Below are 16,079 nucleotides of genomic sequence, written 5' to 3'. Positions count from 1 at the left end.
CCGGCCGCCCGGTTCGCCCGGTCAGCCGCCCAGACCCTCGGCGGCCTGCTTGATGTCCGCAGCGAACGTGCTGACCTCGGTGTAGACACCGGGCTTGCCCGGACGGGCGCAGCCCTCGCCCCAGCTGACGATGCCGACCTGGGTCCAGGCGCCGGCCTCGTCCTTGCGGAACATGGGGCCGCCCGAGTCGCCCTGGCAGGTGTCGACACCACCGGTGTCCAGCAGGCCCGCGCAGAGCTCCTCGCCCGGCGTCAGCTCGTCGCCGTAAGCGCTCTGGCAGGTGGCGTCGTCGATGTACGGCACCTTGGCCTTGAGCAGGTACCGCTGCTGGCTGCCGCCCTCCTTGTCCGCACCCCACCCGGCTATGTCGAACTCGCCGTCGTTGAGCTTGTCGTCCGCCGCGATCGGCAGGGTCGGCAGGTCGATCGGCTTGTCGAGCTTGATGAGGGCCCAGTCCCTGCCCTTGCCGTTGTAGCCGGGCGCCTGGAGTACCTCGGTCGACTTCGCGCTGACCGCTGCGGGGTCCTCCAGGTCGACGACGCCGGCCGTCGCGGTGATCCCGGTGTTCGGTCCGCTGCCGTCGACGCAGTGGGCGGCGGTCAGCACGATGTCCTTGGTGTACAGCGAGCCGCCGCAGCCCATGGACAGCCGCACCATGAAGGGGAATTCACCCTGCTCCGCCTTGGTCCCGCCGACGACGGTCGTGCCCACCTCACCGCGTGGGGTCGGTTCGGAGGCGGCGAAGGCCGAGCCGGGCTGGAGGCTGAAGGCGGCGAGGGCGACCGCGCCCGCTGCCGTGGCGCGCCGGAGGTGCTTGAGATGGTTCGTCAACAGACTTCCTCTCGTGGGGGGATACGCGTCCCGAGCCCGGCCCACGAGAATCGGCACGCCGTGCCGAGGACGGCATGGCGGAGCACCCGCGTACGGCCGTTGTGTCACGGCAGCACGCAGTTGTGCGTCCGAACCCAGTGGGGGATGAGTTCGTAGAGCGCCTAGCGATTATGTGGAACAGATGCGCGAGCATCAAGGGCGTTCCGGGGCCAACGCCCTTTCTGGCCGGTGCTGTTGCCCATCGGCACAACAGAGGATTCGCCCGTGCCCGGGTGGGTAGAGGACGGCGCCCTCTCGGTGTTCACGGTGTCGGCACACGATGGGCGCAGCCCGTCCACGCGGTGACGGCCCTCGCGTGGAAAGCTCCCTGTTCGAACAACTGTTGCTTTGCGTCGGCGTGTACGAGAGTGCGCCGCCGGTCGCCCGAACAGGGAGAGGACACCCCCCACACATGTCCACCCACCGCCTCAAGCGCCGCAAGCCGTGGCACCTGGCCGTCGTTGCCGTGGCAGTCACCGGAATCGCCGCCCCCGCCGCCGCGATGGCCACCACCCAGGCACCGCCCGCGCCCACCCCGGCCCGGACCGCGGGCCCGGTCGGCGCGTACGACGACACGTACTACAAGGACGCGTTGGGCAAGACGGGGCCGGAACTGAAGAAGGCCCTCCACACCATCGTCAGCGAACAGACCCGGCTCACCTACGACCAGGTCTGGGACGCGCTGAAGGCCACGGACGAGGATCCGGGGAACCCGTCGAACGTGATCCTCCTGTACACCGGCCGCTCACAGAGCAAGGACGCCAACGGCACCGGGAACGACGACTGGAACCGGGAGCACGTCTGGGCCAAGTCCCACGGGGACTTCGGCACCGACGTCGGTCCCGGCACGGACATCCACCATCTGCGTCCCACCGATGTGACCGTCAACAGCACGCGCGGGAACAAGGACTTCGACGCCGGCGGCGAGGAGGTCGAGGAGGCGCCGGGCAACCGCACCGACGGCGACTCGTTCGAGCCGCGCGACGAGGTGAAGGGCGATGTCGCCCGGATGATCCTCTACATGGCCGTCCGCTACGACGGGGGCGACGGTTTCGCCGACCTCGAACCCAACGACAGCGTCGACAACGGTTCGGCGCCCCACATCGGCCGGGTGTCCGTGCTGAAGCAGTGGAGCAAGCAGGACCCGCCGGACGACTTCGAGAAGAAGCGCAACCAGACCATCTTCGAGAAGTTCCAGCACAACCGGAACCCGTTCATAGACCACCCCGAGTGGGTGGACGAGATATGGCAGCAGGCATGAGTCCCGCTCGCCGCTGAGGCCCCGTGGAGCGGCCCGTGCCTGCCACGAGCCGTGCCCGCCACCGGCCGGGCCGGCCACCGAGCGCTTCCGGCCGGTGAGCCGCACCCACGGCCGGCGGTTCCAGCGGCAGCCTCCCCGGACACCCGGCCGGATCGGCGCCGGACCGGCGGGGAGGCGGTGGTGGCGCGCAGCCAGGAGGCCCGCGGCGGTCGAGCCGCGGGCCTCCAGCGTCCCGTCCGCTGCCCGAGCAGCCGCGTCAGGGGTGCCGTGGGGGCGAATATGGGTGTCAGCACCCATGGCGCATCCGGTGTCCCGCGCGCGAGGGTGTGGCGAAGGAACCTCCCCCCACGGCTCCGTCCGGCCGCTGCGTCCCGGCCGCGCCGGGCCGCGGGCGGACGTTCACAGCCATGGCACGAATGGAGCCGGTGCCGGTGGAAACGTCTCGGCGCGGCCGGCCCGGCCGCACCCGGCTCGCCGCCCGGCGCGGAGTCGTACGGGCCCGCCGGGCGATGGCCGGATGGTTGCGGAGGTTCGGCGGGGCCGGCGCGGTGAGGTGAGGGCATGTCGTACGCGGACGACGAGAGGATCGCCGAACTGGAGGCGCGCCTCCTCCACGACGATCCCCGCTTCGCGCGCGCCCTGGCGGCCGGACGGCCCCGTCCGCCGCGCGAGTACCGAAGAGGGCGCGCGTGGCCGTTCGTGATCTGCGCCGGACTCGCGGTCTCGCTCGGCATGGCCCTGGTCCACGGGCTGCTGCTCGCGTCCGGGGTGGTCCTGGCGGTGACCGCGGCGTACCGGATCGACTCCGGCCGCCTCCGGCACAGGCGCCCGACCGCACCGTAGACCGACCGCACCGTAGACCGGTCGAACCCCGGGCCCCGTCGACGGCCCGGGGGCGGTTTGGACCGTCCGCTACTGCGCGGAGTCGACGCGGGAGACGTGGTACTGGCGGATCCGCCAGCGGCCGTCGTCGCGGCGGAGGACCAGCGACAGGTGCACACGGGCCTCCCAGCCGTCCGCGGCGCCGAACGTGACGTCGGCGAACCCTCCGGCGACCTGCTCGCCGATCGTGTAGGTGTGCAGGACCGTCACCTCGGCCCGCCGACCGGACGGTACGGCTTCGTAGTAGCCCCGCACGGCGTCGCGGCCTGTGAGGACGTCGGGTCCGAAGCCCTGGAAGAGGGCGTCGGCCGTGAACAGGCCGGCCATCTCGTCGGGCCGGTGGCCGTCGAAGGCGGCCTTCCAGCGCTGCAGGACCTCGGGCATCGGGTGGCTCATTGTTCCAGCTTTCGTCTGTGCGTGCGCCTCGGTTCCCGGCCGGGCGGTACGGGCGGCAGGGCCGGTCACGAGGGGGCGCGGACTGCGATCGGAACGGTCGGGACGCTACTAGCCGACCGGTCTATTACAAGCTAGTCGAGCGGTCGTATACTCGCAAGCATGGGACGCACCAGTGACGCCAGGGAGAAGATCATCAGCGCCGCGCAGTCGCTCATCGAACTGCGCGGATACTCGGCGCTGGGCGTGGCCGAGATCTGCAAGACGGCCGGGGTGCCCAAGGGGAGCTTCTACTACTTCTTCGAGTCCAAGGAGGCGCTGGCGCTGGCCGTGCTCGACGAGCACTGGGCCGGCCAGCGCCGCGAGTGGACCCGGGTCCTGCACGGCGATGCGGACCCCCTGGCCAGGCTCCGGCAGCTCTTCGAGGAGACCGAGGCGAGTCAGCGCGCCGGGCAGCAGAGCTGCGGCACGGTCTCCGGCTGCCTGTTCGGGAACCTCACGCTGGAGCTGAGCAACCAGACCGAGGCGATCCGGCTGCGCCTGCAGGAGATCTTCGACGCTCAGGTCGACATGGTGGAGTCGGTCGTCGCCGAGGCGCGGGAGCGCGGCGACGTCACCGTCGCCGACACCCGCGAGGCGGCGCGATCGGTCGTCGCGCAGCTCGAGGGGCAGGTCCTGTTCGCCAAGCTCTACAACAACACGTCCCGGCTGAGCGCCCTTTGGGCGAACTGCCTGGCCCTGCTGGGTGTCCGCACACCTCAGGAGGCCGCGGCCGAGGTGTGAACCGCCGCTCTGCCCGCCGACCGGAGTTCCGCGGTGGCGGCAGCCGGGTGGCCCGACGGCATCCGTGTCCCGGGCCGCCGGTGCCACCCGACGCGGCCGGGGGCACCGGCAGGCGTTCAGACCCGGGAGGCGAGCCTCGTCAGGATCCGGTCGGCCGGCTCGGCGGTGGCGTGGCGGTACCCGGTCCCGGCCCACAGATTGATCCGTTCGGGATCGCCGGCGGCCGCGGCGGCCCGGCGCATCGGCCTCGTCAGATGGTGCAGGGCAGGATAGCCGGAGGGAGCCCGGCCGCTGTGGCGGTCGGTGAACCCGTTTGCCAGTGCCCTTGCGGGCCGGCCCGTGAACGCCCTGGTCACCACGGTCCGGCGGCGCGCCGGGTCCGCCAGGGCCGCCTTGTGGGGGAGGGACGTACCGGCTTCGTCCGCCCGCAGCAGGGCCGTGCCGGCCATCACCGCATCCGCCCCGGCGCGCAGTGCCTCGGCCACGCCGGCCGGGGTTGCCACTCCGCCCGCGGCGATGAGCGGCAGCGACACCGCCGCACGAGTTCGCCCCAGCAGCTCGGGCAGCGGCACGGAAGCCGGGACCAGTGCGGGGGTGAGCGTGCCGGAGTGCCCTCCGGCCGCGGACGCCTGCACGGCCAGCACGTCCGCGCCCGCCTCTGCCGCCGGCAGGGCCTCCTCGGGTGTGGTGACCGTCTGGACCACCAGGGTGCCGACGGCGCGGAGCGCGGCGATGACGGCGGGGGGCGGGACGGCGAAGGTGAAACTGACGACGGGAACCGGTTCGGACAGCAACAGATCGATCTTGTCCGACCAGTGGTCGTCGTCCTCGACGATGTCGGCTGCCAGGACGTCGAGTTCGTATGCCCGGGCGTCCGGCGCGATCGCGGCGGCGTAGCGCCGGAAGGCCCGCGGTTCGACCGGCACGGGGTTCGGTGCGAAGAGGTTGACCCCGAAGCCGACGCCCTGGCTCCGGACCTGTTCGATCTGCTCGGCCAGCGCGTCGGCGGTCCGGTATCCACCGGCGAGGAACCCCAGCGCGCCCGCCCGGGCCGCTGCCGCGACCAGGGCGGGGGTGCTGGGACCGCCGGCCATGGGCGCGGCCAGGACGGGATTGTCCGCGCCGAGAGCCCGCAGCGGTGAGGCCATGGGGTGTCGTCCTCCTCGTGAGATGTGATCGGCCCCGATCGGGGGCGGGGCCGGTGCGTCCGCCCGCGCTCAGTGCCCGGCGCTCTGTCCGCCGTCGACGTGAAGGATCTCGCCGGTGACGAAGGGGGCGTTCTCGAGGTAGACCACGGCGCCGACGATGTCGCTCACCTCGCCCATGCGGCCGACGGGATGCAGGGCCGCGAGCGTCCCGTGGTGCTCCTCGGGGTGCATGGGCGTCTTGATCGTTCCCAGCGACACGGCGTTGCTTCGGATGCCGCGGCCCGCGTACTCGATGGCCAGGGCCTTCGTCGCCGACTGGAGTCCACCCTTGGTCAGGGAGGCGAGCACCGAGGTCACGCTGGAGTTGGCCTGGTCGGCCAGCGTGCTCGTGATCTGCACGACATGACCGCCGCCCTGGTCGAGCATGCGCTCCACCGCGAGTTGGGTGAGGTGGAAGAAGCCGTCCAGGTTCACGCCGAGCACCGCGCTGTAGTCGTCCTCGGTGTACTCGGTGAAAGGCTTTGCGATGAAGATCCCCGCGTTGTTGACCAGGGTGTCGATGCGCCCGAAACGCTCGACGGCGGCGCTGACCACGCTTTGCGCGGTAGCGCGGTCGGCGATGTCGCCCTGGACGGTGACGACCTGCGGATCCTCCGACGCGGGGATGCGCCGCGAGGTGGCGACGACGCCGTAGCCCAGCTTCCGGAAGGCGGTGACGAGCCCGGCTCCGATGCCCTGCGAAGCTCCGGTGACGACCGCGACCTTCTGGATCTGTGTGCTCATGATGACCTTCTTCGTGGGAGACGAGGACCGACCGGATTTGCTAGCCGACCGGTCGCCTATGGCAAAGTAGACGACCGGTCGAATTATTTCAAAGGGCGCGCCTCGGCCGGCGGCCCGTGTCGAGGAGCCCCTCGCACGAAGAGGCAGAGGGAAAGCGGAGAGAGGGAGAGCGATCATGAAGGAATTCCTGGTGGAGCTCACGACAACCGTCCCCGAAGGCACCGACCCTGCGGAGGTCGACCGCCGGCGGGCCGCGGAGGCCGTACGGGCCCGGGAGCTGGCCGAGGGCGGCCATCTGGTCAGGCTGTGGCGCCCGGTGGGCGAGCTGCGCAGCATCGGTCTGTGGCGGGCCGCCAATCACAGCGAGCTCTACGGGCGTGTCCTCGGCACGCTGCCGCTCTGGCCCTGGATGACCTCGGTGGTCACGCCCCTGGAGTCGCATCCCAACGACCCCGGCCGGGCCGTCGTCGCCGGCTGAGGCCGCCGCCCGCGGGGCTCGCTCCGCGGGCGGCGGCAGTCCGGGGCGAACGGCCGGGTCCTTCGGCCTTTGACTCGGGTGGACCGGTCGTCTACTTTAATAGTGGACCGGTCGTCTAGTCGCAGTCGACTCCCCGGACCGCAGCACACACCCCCACCAAGGAATGGAGCCGCCGCCGTGGCCACTCCCGTCAAGCTGTCGATCGTCTACTACTCCTCCACCGGCACGATCGCCGAGATCGCCAAGGAACTCCGCGATGCCGGCGTGAAGGCCGGTGCCGAGGTCCGTCTGGTGAAGGCGGCCGAGCTGGCCCCTCGCGCGGCCATCGACGCCAACCCCGCATGGACGGCCAACGAGGCCGCCACCGTGGACGTCCCCGAGGCGACACCCGAGGACATCGAGTGGGCCGACGCCGTACTGTTCGGATCGGCCACCCGGTTCGGCAACGTCTCCTCGCAGCTCAAGCAGTTCATCGACACCCTCGGCGGGCTGTGGGCGCAGGGGAAGCTGGCCGACAAGGTCTACAGCGGCTTCACCTCGTCCGCGACCCTCCACGCCGGTCAGGAGACGACGCTCCAGGCGCTGTACACGAGCGTCCACCACTTCGGTGGCATCGTGGTCGCCCCGGGCTTCACCGACCCGGTCAAGTTCGCGGACGGAAACCCCTACGGCACCTCGCACGTGGACGGGCAGGGGACCAACCCCGTGGACGACACCACCCGCGCCGCCGCCCGCCACCAGGCCGAGCGCGTGGTCGGCATAGCCGCGCGGCTCAAGGCGGCCTGACGACCCCGCACCGTGGTCGTCGAACCGGACCAGGCCGGCGCCGACGACGGCGGCGCCGGCCGACGGGTTTCCGTACCGATCGAGGGGCGACCGGGCCCGGGCGGCTGCTCCGGTCCCGGTCCCCACCACGTCCGAGGGAGGGGCAGCGGTGCCGCGGACGTGGACCCGTGGCCGCCTCCGCTGCGCTTCGGGCCGGGCTCACACTTCGTGCCGGCTCTCGTCCCACCACTCCGTCACGAGGCGCGCGTACTCGGCCGGCTTCTCCTCCCAGCAGAAGTGGCCCGCCTCGATGAAGTCCACCCGGTTGTGCGGCAGATGCTCGTGGAGGTAGTCCACATTGGCCGCGGGCACGACGGGGTCCTCGGTGCCCTGGACGATGCGCACGGGGGTCCTGATCTCGGGGAGAAGTTCCCCCAGAACAGGAAGCTGTTCGGGATAGGCGCGCACGTACCGCATCGACTCGGCGAACCGCTCGCCCGCGTACGACGCCCGGTAGTCCTCCCGGATCTCCGGCGGCGGGGTGTAGCCCTCGATCGTGGCGAGGACCGCGTCGACGATCTCCCGTCCGTCGATCTGCCGGTAGGGCTCGAGATCGGGAGCCTCGACCCACTCCTTCAACGGCCCGGTGAGCCGGAGCGGGACCGCGGCTCCGCCACTGCCGACGACGAGGGTGCGGAAGCGGCCGGGTTGGGCGGCGGCGGCGAACAGTGTGGACGAGGTGCCGATGTCGGGGCCCACGAGATGCGGGTTCCCGAGTCCGAACGCGTCGGCCACCTTGATGATGAACTCGCCCATCGCCTGCGGGGAGAGCAGCTCGTCACGCCGCTCCGACCGGCCGAATCCCGGCGGGTCCACGGCCGTCAGCCGAGCATGGTCGGCCAGGTGTCCCCAGATCCGCTCGAAGGCCCAGATGCTCTCCGGCCAGGGGCTCAGCAGGATCGCGTCGTGGTTTCCGTGCCCGCCCTCGGCGTATCGGATCGACAGGCCGTCGATGGTGGTGACCTTCGGACGGATGGTGGTGTGTGGTGGCGTACTCATGGGAGCTTCCCGCCGTGGACCGCCCAACAGTGTGAAATGTTCGCTTTGGGCATGTTACTTCGCCCTCCGGTTCCTCCGCCCGGCGGATGAACCGCGTCGGCCGACGCGCCGGCGTAGGGCCTCGTGTCGTCGGCGTGCGGCAGAGGGCCCGGCCGCCCCGGGTGGGCGCCCCGCGCCCCGCGTTCCACGTCGGAGCGGACGGCGCAGCGTCCGACGGCCCTGCTCGCGGGTATTCCGCGGTAGTCGTGGGTGATCCCCTCGCAGGCTCGATGGGCTGGTCAGAGGCGGCGACGGATTTCGACTTTGATGGCTGTCACTCTCTGGCGGCGCGCGGTTCCACCGTGTAGCGTCTTCGCCAGATGTCGTGGTTCGCAGTACCTGCCCGCGCCCTGGCGTGGGCGTTTTGCTGTGCAGTGCCTGAGGACCAGGGCGATCACCTCCGGGTCCGCGCGGTGCGGATCCGATATCGACTGAAAGGCACTGGCATGGCCAGCGGAACCGTCAAGTGGTTCAACTCGGAAAAGGGCTTCGGCTTCATCGCGCAGGACGGCGGCGGCCCCGACGTCTTCGCTCACTACTCGAACATCAACGCCACCGGCTTCCGTGAGCTTCAGGAAGGCCAGGCCGTCACCTTCGACATCACGCAGGGTCAGAAGGGCCCGCAGGCGGAGAACATCACCCCCGCCTGATCCGGCGGTGGTCGCGACCAGGCCCCCGGACCGTTGGAACGGGGGCCTGGTGCGCCGGGCCGGCTGACGTCCCGCCGGGGCCGGTGAGCTTCGGCGGTACCGGTGTCACGAGGTGTGCCGGGGCGCACAGGGGTGAGAAGAGCGCCGTCATGTGCGGTCTGAGACCGGGCCGCCTCCATCGATCCCAGGGAATCAGGAGCCATGGGCCAGGAGAAGCCTTACGCCGGGGCGCGGGAAGCGATCTGGTGGACCGAGGCCATGCTGCAGCGGGACGGCGTCTCCCTGCGCGTCGTGACCTCGTTCCACTACACCAGCCAGGACCCCTACGCGGCGCGGATCACGTTCCATCCCGACCCCGAAGAGAAGACCGGCATCCCCTGGTTCGTGGAGCGGGACCTCCTGACCGCCGGTATGCGCGCTCGGGCCGGCGCGGGGGACGTACAGGCCTGGCCGGCTCCCGGTCCGGCCGGCGACCCCTGCGTGATGCTGCAGATCGGGCCGTCATCCGGCCGGGCTCTGTTCCGCATCGACGCCCCCGAACTCCGGGAGTGGCTCACCCTCACCCACTCCCTCGTTCCCCCGGGCGAGGAAGCCGCGCACGTGGACTGGCGGCCCCTCGAGCGCCTCCTCGCCGAGCAGGCGTGAACCGGTTCGCGGCGTCCGGGTGCGGCGGCCGGCGTCTCCGGTGACACGACAGGGCTCGGCATGGGCCTGGCCCTCGGTCGGACACGTGGCGCCCGTGGGTGCCACCATCGCCGTCGTGCTCAGTAGCCGGCGGTGAAACGCTCCCCGATGTGCTGGGGGGTCTCGATTTCGTCGATCAGTGCGACGGCGTAGTCCTCGGTGGAGATGTCGCTGTTGCCGTCCTCGTCGACGACGAGGTCGTCCTGAGCCGTCCGGTACGTGCCGGTTCGCTCGCCGGGCGCGAATGATGTGGCGGGGCTGAAGTTCGTCCACTTCACATCGCTGACGGTGCGGTAGAAGTCCAGCGCGTCACCATGGGCGTGCATGGTCTGGAGCAGGTCCTCCGGAAGACCTTCGGCATCGCAGACGAGGCTGCCGGGCGGCGTGCGCAGTGAGCCGGCACCGCCGACCGCGATGAGCCGCGGAGCCGGGTCGCCCGACATCCGGAGTCCCTCGATCAAGGATTCCGCACTGGGCCTGATGACGGCCAGGTGTCCCGGCCCGTTGCCCCCGCCGACCGCGCTGACCACCACGTCCTGCCCCTCGGCGACGGAGGCGACGGAGGAAGGGTCCAGCACGTCGCCCGTGACCACGGTCAGACGTTCGGCGGATTTGGTGTACTTCGACGGGTCGCGTACGACGGCGGTGACGTGATGGCCGCGGTCGAGCGCCTCGTCCACGATGCGGGAGCCGACGGTTCCGTTGGCTCCGAAAATGGCGATCTTGGCCATGGGATTCTCCCGTTCTCGTTGATCCACATCGAGGTTCGAGCGTAGTGCGAGGGATCACGAAACTGGGCTAAACGTAGTGTTCGGCGCATTTTGCGCCTGATCGTGCTGTCGAGTGTCCACCTGCCGGCCGGGCAAGCCGGAGCGGTCAACGCCGCCCGATGCCAAGCCGCATGCGGCCCGCCGCCCCGCACGGCTGCAGGACTGCGAAGAGTGCCACCGAAGCTCCCGAAGATCGGCAAGCCGGGACGGGGGAGTCCGTAGAATGCGTTCGTGGCTGGGTTCGGCGAGGTCAAATCGACGTTCTGGGGCGAGGGTCCGTACGGGGTACAGCCACCGTCGACGGAAGCGGCCGTACAGGATGCCGAGCGTCGGCTCGGCGTCATGATGTGCCTCCAGTCGAGCCCGCTGCGTGCACCATCCCCGTGCTCCCGAGGTGCCTGTAGACCTCGCGGGCGACGAATCCCTTGAGGCAGTGCATTCGCCGTCGGGAACCGGGCGAGTTCGGCGCCGCAAGGCACCGGTGCCCTCCGTACCCACCGCGTCCCCCGACGGCCGACGATTCAACGGACGGACAGCCGAAACGTCAGTCAGACCCGGAGTCAGACCCCCGAACGACGCCAGGGACATCCTCACTGTCAGACCCCTGCGCAAGGATCTCCTGCATGACGACTCTTCGCGCCGATGAGGCGCTGTCCAGCCATGCCCAGTACGAGGACGCCGTCCGGCGCGCACGCGAGGCCGCCGCGGCGTACTACGGCGACGGGGACAGCGCGCTCGACGACGTGACGTACGACCGGCTCCTGCGTGCCGTCGCCGACTGGGAGAAGGACCACCCAGGCCAGGTCCTGCCGGACTCGCCGACGGACAAGGTCGGCGCGGGCGCGGCCCCCGTGGGCGACGTCGCGCACACCACGCGGCTGCTCTCGCTGGACAACGTGTTCGCCCCCGATGAGCTCAGTGCCTGGGGCGTGTCGCTGGAGCGGCGGCTGGGGCGCCCGTCCACCGGTGGCTTCACGGTCGAGCCGAAGATGGACGGTGCCGCGATAGCAGCCCGCTACCGGGCCGGCCGTCTGGTGCAGATCGTCACCCGCGGCGACGGCAGCCACGGCGAGGACGTCAGCCATGTGATCGGCACGATCGACGGGCTCCCCGCCGAACTGCCCCGGCCGGTGACGTTCGAGGTGCGGGGTGAAGTCCTCTTCACCCAGGAGCAGTTCGAGGCGGCCAACGCCGTCCGGGCGGCGCACGGCGCCAAGGTGTTCTCCAATCCGCGTAACGGGGCCTCGGGCACGCTGCGTGCCAAGGACCGGCCCTACCGGCTGCCGATGGCCTTCTGGGCGTACGGCGTGGTGGACCTGGACGGAGAGTCGTTCCTGCCCCCCGGTGCCACCCATGCCGAACTGCTCCGAGCCGTCGAGGACGCCGGCGTGCGGACGACGGCCGCCACACAGGCCGGCCTGCACCTCTGCGAGACCCTCGACGAGGCGCAGCGGCGGGTGGACGGCATCGCCGCGATGCGAGCGGAATTGCCGTTCGGCATCGACGGCGTGGTCATCAAGGCCGATGCCGCCGAGGAGCAGGCCGCGGCCGGTTTCGGCAGCCGCTACCCGCATTGGGCCGTCGCCTACAAACTCCCGCCCGTGGAGCGGCGGACCAAGCTGCTCGGTGTGGAGTGGAAGGTGGGCAGGACCGGTGTCATCGCACCGCGCGCCGTGCTGGAACCCGTCGAGATCGACGGCAGCGTCGTCACCTTCGCCACTCTGCACAACCCCGCCGACATCCGGCGGCGGGACCTGCACCTGACGGACACCGTGACCATCTACAAGGCGGGCGACATCATCCCGCGCGTCCAGGCGGCGGTCGCCGAACTCCGGCTCGACGAGGCCCGGCCGGTGCCGCTGCCGGAGCACTGCCCCGAGTGCGGAGGCGACATCGACAGGAGCCAGGAGCGGTGGCGGTGCGCCAAGGGCGCCGCCTGCCGGCTGCCCGCCGCGATCCTGTACGCCGCGGGACGGGACCAGCTCGACATCGACGGTCTCGGCGAACGCTGCGTCGAGGCGCTGGTGGCCGCCGGGGACGTCGCCGACATCGCCGACCTGTTCACGCTCGGGGTCGACCGGCTCGCCGTCGCGTCCGGCAGCGAGAAGCGTGGCGCGAAGCTCGCCGAGCAGATGGCGGCGGCCAGGTCCAGGCCGTTGAGCCGGGTGTTCTGCGCGCTCGGCATCCTGGGGACCGGGCGCAGCATGTCCCGCCGTATCGCCGCGCACTTCCGCACCATGGACGCCATCCGGGCGGCGGACGCCGAGGCGCTGCGCGGTGTCGACGGCATCGGCGCCGAGAAGGCCCCGGTCGTCGTCCAGCAGATCGCCGAACTCGCCCCGGTCATCGGCAAGCTGGTCGCCGCCGGCGTCAACATGACCGAACCGGTCCAGGATGAAGCGGCCGGGCAGGGGCCGCTCGCAGGCAGGACGGTCGTGGTCACCGGCAGGATGACCGGCCCCCTCGACGGCTATGGGCGTACCGACATGGCCGCACTCATCGAGAAGGCCGGTGGGCGGTCCGGCAGCAGCGTCAACGCCGCCACCCACTACCTCGTGGCCGCCTCGGCCGGCGGCAGACCGAGCTCCAAGGCCGTGAAGGCCCAGCAGCTCGGCGTGGAAGTGCTCACCCCCGAGGCGTTCGCCGAGATCGTCGCCGACCATCTCGGCTGACGCAGGCGCCCGCGTCCCAGCCGCCGAAGGGCCCGTCGTTGTGAAGCGGGTCCTTCGGCGGCGCCGACGCGGCGTTCAGCGCGCACTCCGGTACGGGTACGTGAGGTCGCCCCGGCGGGCCCGGCTCGCTGCGAGCGTCCGGTGCGTGCCCCGTGCGAGCCCACTACGGCCGCGCGGCGCCGGAGCCCTGAGCAGGTCACGAGCCGTGGCGATCGCCGAGGTAGTCCGTGCGCCCCTCGTCGTCGACCTCGAACGGTCCGGGCGGAATGATGCAGAACTCGTTCCCCTCCGGATCGGCCATCACCAGGAAGCCGCCCGGCGCGTACTGCTCGAGCAGCCGGCCGCCCAACGCCTCGACGCGCGCCTGCGCGGCGGCCGGGTCCGGCGACGCGACATCGAAGTGGAGACGGTTCTTTCCGGACTTCGCCTCGGCGACCCTCTGGAATCCCAATCCCGGCCCCTCGCTCCGTCCGAGCCATGTGTACGGACCCGTCCTCGCCGCGACCGGCCTCCCCAGGAGCTCGCCCCCAGAACGCGGCCAGCCGCTCGGGGTCCTCGCAGTCGATGATGAGGTCCTTGATCGTCAGTTGGGTCTTCGTCATGCCGGCGATCCTGGCAGACGCCTCACACCGGGACACGGCGGGCGATGAAGCGTCCGACGCAGTTGCGTTCGGCGATGGCGGGCAGGGCGCACAGGCCGACGAAGCCCATTCCCGCGAACAGGGCCGACTGCAGGTAGAGCTCGTACAGCCCCGAACCTTCGCGGATCAGTTCATAGCAACTCGTCGCCATCAGGGCACCGAGGGCACACATTCCGAAGAACATCAGCACCAGGAGGGCGCCGCCCAGCGCGTACGGCCACCGGCGGTTCCCGGCGGAGTCGCCGGTGCCCCGCGGCTCCCCGTCCGCCCTGGTTCCGCCCGGGGCCGTCGCGGCCGGCGCCGCAGCCCGAGCCGGTCCGTCAGGGCCGCCGACGCTGACCTCGGCGCGGGAGTGCATCGACGTGTACATGAGTCATTCACCTGCAGTCATCGCGGTCCGGGGAGTCGAGGCAGAAGCGCCGCCTCCGCGTCGTCGGTACCGAGCAGCGCCTCCGGTACCAGTAGGCCCGAGCACACGGCTTCTGTCCCGAGACGGGAATTCGGGGCTTGACACCGTCAGGCGGTCATGGTGTGCCCCGTAGCGCTCCGCCATCCCGACCGAGCCGTACGTACCGTGACGTCGCGGAGGCGGAACGTGAGACCGGGCGGGCAGCGGCGGGAACACGGCGGCGCCGCCGGCTCGGTGCCGCCTCATGCAAACCACATGCCGTCCGACTGCGTCCTTTCGGACATGCACACGCTCTTCGGGGGAATGCGCCAGCTGCTCAGGTTCGGCATGCTGCAGGCGAGGTGCTGCGCCTTCGCCGTGGCGCTCCTCGGCGGCATCGCGGTTTCCCGGATGCTGCCGGAACTGCCCGTCGCCCGGTACGACCTGGTCCTCGTCTACGGCCTGCTGCTGACCTTCGCGGCCCGGCGCCTGGGCTGGGAGAGCAGCCGCGACACCCTCGTGATCGCAGCCTGCCATGTCGTGGGACTGCTGTTCGAACTGGTCAAAGTGCGCATGGGCTCCTGGAGCTACCCCGAGGAAGCGCTGACCAAGATCGCCGGGGTGCCGCTGTACGGCGGATTCATGTACGCGGCCGTCGCAAGCTACGTCTGCCGAGCCTGGCGCCTGTTCGACCTGCGCTTCACCGGCTACCGCGCCACGGCGACGGCGCTGGTCGCGGTCGCCGTGTACCTCAACTTCTTCTCCCACCACTGGCTGCCGGACTTCCGCTGGCCGCTCGCGGCGGCAATGGTGGCCGTGACCGCCGGAGCCTGGGTCGGCTTCACCGTCGGCCCCCGGCGCTACCGCATGCCGCTCGCCCTGTCCTTCGTGCTGATCGGCTTCTTCCTGTGGGTCGCGGAGAACGCCGCCACCTATGCCGGTGCCTGGAGCTATCCGCACCAGCTCGGCGGCTGGGAACCGGTGGCGCTCACCAAGTTCGGCGCCTGGGCGCTGCTGATCAGTGTCACGTTCGTCCTCGCCGAACGACTGAGGCGTGCCGACGGGGGCGAAGGGCCGGCCGGGCAGTCGGTCTGAAGACCGAGGAGCGGACCGAGGAGCGGAATCCGCCGTCCGGGGTAGATATCCGGCATACCCCTCGACGAGGAGGCCGCGCCATGAGCGGAGAACGCGTCCCGGACGGGAACGAGCGGCGGGACAGCCGGGGGGAGACGGAGGACGAGCGGGCCGACCGCCAGTGGCAGGAGCTCGTGCAGGAGATACGGGTCGTGCAGACGGGTGTGCAGATCCTGTTCGGTTTCCTGCTGACCGTCGTGTTCACCCCGATCTTCCAGCGGCTGGACCAGACCGACAAGACCATCTACATCGTGACGGTCATCCTCGGTTCCCTGGCCACCGGGGCCCTCATCGCCCCGGTCGCCTTCCACCGCATCGTCACCGGGCGGCGCATCAAGCCGGAGACGGTCACCTGGGCCTCGCGCCTCACCTTCATCGGGATCGTGCTGCTGCTCGCCACCCTGATCTCCGCGCTGTTCCTGATCCTTCGCACGGCGACGCACGACGGCTTCGTGCCCTACCTGGTCGCCGGCGTGCTCGCCTGGTACCTGCTGTGCTGGTTCGTCCTGCCGCTCTGGGCCCGGACCCGCTACACCGCGGGCACCGCCGGCGACGACGCATAGCCGCCGCTCGCCGAGCCCCGGCCCTGTGCCGGCCGGTCGTGCCGCGCAAGGACTCTCACGATGAGCGCCCGGCCGCCGCGTCACGCGGTGAACGCCCCGGCCACCGCGCCCGTACT

Annotated in this window: 18 protein-coding genes; 10 read left to right on the top strand and 8 right to left on the bottom strand. The window is 71.0% G+C overall.

The genetic code is table 11. The annotated features are described in order from the left end of the window. Window positions 1–21: 21 nt before the first annotated feature. Window positions 22–831: a S1 family peptidase gene (locus tag BLT82_RS15600; protein ID WP_093655113.1), complete on the bottom strand. Its 810-nt coding sequence runs from the start codon at window positions 829–831 to the stop codon at window positions 22–24. 451 nt (window positions 832–1,282) lie between these two features. On the opposite strand from BLT82_RS15600, the gene BLT82_RS15595 reads away from it, so the two are divergent. Beyond that, complete coding sequence (locus tag BLT82_RS15595) at window positions 1,283–2,131, top strand: endonuclease I family protein (protein ID WP_093655111.1); 849 nt, start codon at window positions 1,283–1,285, stop codon at window positions 2,129–2,131. Between the two features lie 561 nt (window positions 2,132–2,692). Beyond that, window positions 2,693–2,974, top strand: coding sequence for a DUF3040 domain-containing protein (locus tag BLT82_RS15590; protein ID WP_093655109.1), 282 nt, complete (start codon window positions 2,693–2,695; stop codon window positions 2,972–2,974). A gap of 69 nt (window positions 2,975–3,043) precedes the next feature. On the opposite strand, the gene BLT82_RS15585 is transcribed toward BLT82_RS15590, so the two are convergent. Continuing rightward, complete coding sequence (locus BLT82_RS15585; protein ID WP_093655107.1) at window positions 3,044–3,409, bottom strand: SgcJ/EcaC family oxidoreductase; 366 nt, start codon at window positions 3,407–3,409, stop codon at window positions 3,044–3,046. 159 nt (window positions 3,410–3,568) lie between these two features. Between BLT82_RS15585 and BLT82_RS15580 the strand changes: the two genes are divergently transcribed. Continuing rightward, window positions 3,569–4,189 (top strand): TetR/AcrR family transcriptional regulator, encoded by a 621-nt coding sequence (locus tag BLT82_RS15580; protein WP_093655105.1) that lies wholly within the window; start codon window positions 3,569–3,571, stop codon window positions 4,187–4,189. A gap of 116 nt (window positions 4,190–4,305) precedes the next feature. Here BLT82_RS15580 and BLT82_RS15575 read toward each other — a convergent pair whose 3' ends face one another. Together BLT82_RS15575 and BLT82_RS15570 are read right to left on the bottom strand one after the other, a co-directional pair. Continuing rightward, window positions 4,306–5,337, bottom strand: a complete 1,032-nt coding sequence (locus tag BLT82_RS15575) for a nitronate monooxygenase (protein WP_093655103.1) — start codon at window positions 5,335–5,337, stop codon at window positions 4,306–4,308. Window positions 5,338–5,406: 69 nt separating this feature from the next. Beyond that, on the bottom strand, window positions 5,407–6,120 hold the full coding sequence (locus BLT82_RS15570) for an SDR family NAD(P)-dependent oxidoreductase (RefSeq protein WP_093655101.1): 714 nt from the start codon (window positions 6,118–6,120) through the stop codon (window positions 5,407–5,409). 175 nt (window positions 6,121–6,295) lie between these two features. Here BLT82_RS15570 and BLT82_RS15565 point away from each other — a divergent pair, with 175 nt between their 5' ends. Together BLT82_RS15565 and wrbA are read left to right on the top strand one after the other, a co-directional pair. Continuing rightward, entirely contained in the window at window positions 6,296–6,598 is a 303-nt protein-coding gene (locus BLT82_RS15565; protein WP_093655099.1) for a muconolactone Delta-isomerase family protein, read from the top strand. Between the two features lie 177 nt (window positions 6,599–6,775). Next, window positions 6,776–7,384 (top strand): NAD(P)H:quinone oxidoreductase, encoded by a 609-nt coding sequence (gene wrbA, locus BLT82_RS15560; protein WP_093655097.1) that lies wholly within the window; start codon window positions 6,776–6,778, stop codon window positions 7,382–7,384. Window positions 7,385–7,582: 198 nt separating this feature from the next. Here wrbA and BLT82_RS15555 read toward each other — a convergent pair whose 3' ends face one another. Beyond that, window positions 7,583–8,422: an alpha/beta fold hydrolase gene (locus BLT82_RS15555; protein ID WP_093655095.1), complete on the bottom strand. Its 840-nt coding sequence runs from the start codon at window positions 8,420–8,422 to the stop codon at window positions 7,583–7,585. A 485-nt stretch (window positions 8,423–8,907) separates the two neighbouring features. On the opposite strand from BLT82_RS15555, the gene BLT82_RS15550 reads away from it, so the two are divergent. Together BLT82_RS15550 and BLT82_RS15545 are read left to right on the top strand one after the other, a co-directional pair. Continuing rightward, window positions 8,908–9,111, top strand: coding sequence for a cold-shock protein (locus tag BLT82_RS15550; protein WP_093655093.1), 204 nt, complete (start codon window positions 8,908–8,910; stop codon window positions 9,109–9,111). A 201-nt stretch (window positions 9,112–9,312) separates the two neighbouring features. Further along, the gene (locus BLT82_RS15545) at window positions 9,313–9,756 is read left to right on the top strand and encodes an SsgA family sporulation/cell division regulator (RefSeq protein WP_093655091.1); all 444 of its coding nucleotides are present in this window, start codon (window positions 9,313–9,315) and stop codon (window positions 9,754–9,756) included. 119 nt (window positions 9,757–9,875) lie between these two features. On the opposite strand, the gene BLT82_RS15540 is transcribed toward BLT82_RS15545, so the two are convergent. After that, window positions 9,876–10,526, bottom strand: a complete 651-nt coding sequence (locus BLT82_RS15540; protein ID WP_093655089.1) for an NAD(P)-dependent oxidoreductase — start codon at window positions 10,524–10,526, stop codon at window positions 9,876–9,878. Window positions 10,527–11,188: 662 nt separating this feature from the next. On the opposite strand from BLT82_RS15540, the gene ligA reads away from it, so the two are divergent. Continuing rightward, window positions 11,189–13,237, top strand: coding sequence for an NAD-dependent DNA ligase LigA (gene ligA, locus BLT82_RS15535; RefSeq protein WP_093655087.1), 2,049 nt, complete (start codon window positions 11,189–11,191; stop codon window positions 13,235–13,237). Window positions 13,238–13,433: 196 nt separating this feature from the next. Here the strand turns inward: ligA and BLT82_RS15530 are convergent, their stop codons facing one another. Both BLT82_RS15530 and BLT82_RS15525 read right to left on the bottom strand, forming a co-directional pair. After that, window positions 13,434–13,754: a VOC family protein gene (locus tag BLT82_RS15530; protein WP_342029411.1), complete on the bottom strand. Its 321-nt coding sequence runs from the start codon at window positions 13,752–13,754 to the stop codon at window positions 13,434–13,436. A 107-nt stretch (window positions 13,755–13,861) separates the two neighbouring features. Further along, the gene (locus tag BLT82_RS15525; protein WP_093655085.1) at window positions 13,862–14,248 is read right to left on the bottom strand and encodes a hypothetical protein; all 387 of its coding nucleotides are present in this window, start codon (window positions 14,246–14,248) and stop codon (window positions 13,862–13,864) included. A 321-nt stretch (window positions 14,249–14,569) separates the two neighbouring features. Between BLT82_RS15525 and BLT82_RS15520 the strand changes: the two genes are divergently transcribed. Together BLT82_RS15520 and BLT82_RS15515 are read left to right on the top strand one after the other, a co-directional pair. Further along, window positions 14,570–15,361 carry a DUF817 domain-containing protein gene (locus BLT82_RS15520; RefSeq protein WP_244291989.1) on the top strand — a complete coding sequence of 264 codons (792 nt, stop codon included), beginning with the start codon at window positions 14,570–14,572 and terminating at the stop codon, window positions 15,359–15,361. Between the two features lie 80 nt (window positions 15,362–15,441). Continuing rightward, a complete protein-coding gene (locus tag BLT82_RS15515) occupies window positions 15,442–15,963 on the top strand; it encodes a DUF6328 family protein (protein ID WP_093655083.1) in 522 nt (173 codons plus the stop codon). Window positions 15,964–16,079: the final 116 nt, after the last annotated feature.

This window comes from Streptomyces wuyuanensis, assembly GCF_900103455.1.
Lineage (GTDB): Bacteria > Actinomycetota > Actinomycetes > Streptomycetales > Streptomycetaceae > Streptomyces > Streptomyces wuyuanensis.
Note: the sequence above shows the minus strand (reverse complement) of the source record. Positions and strands in the feature narration are given on the sequence as shown.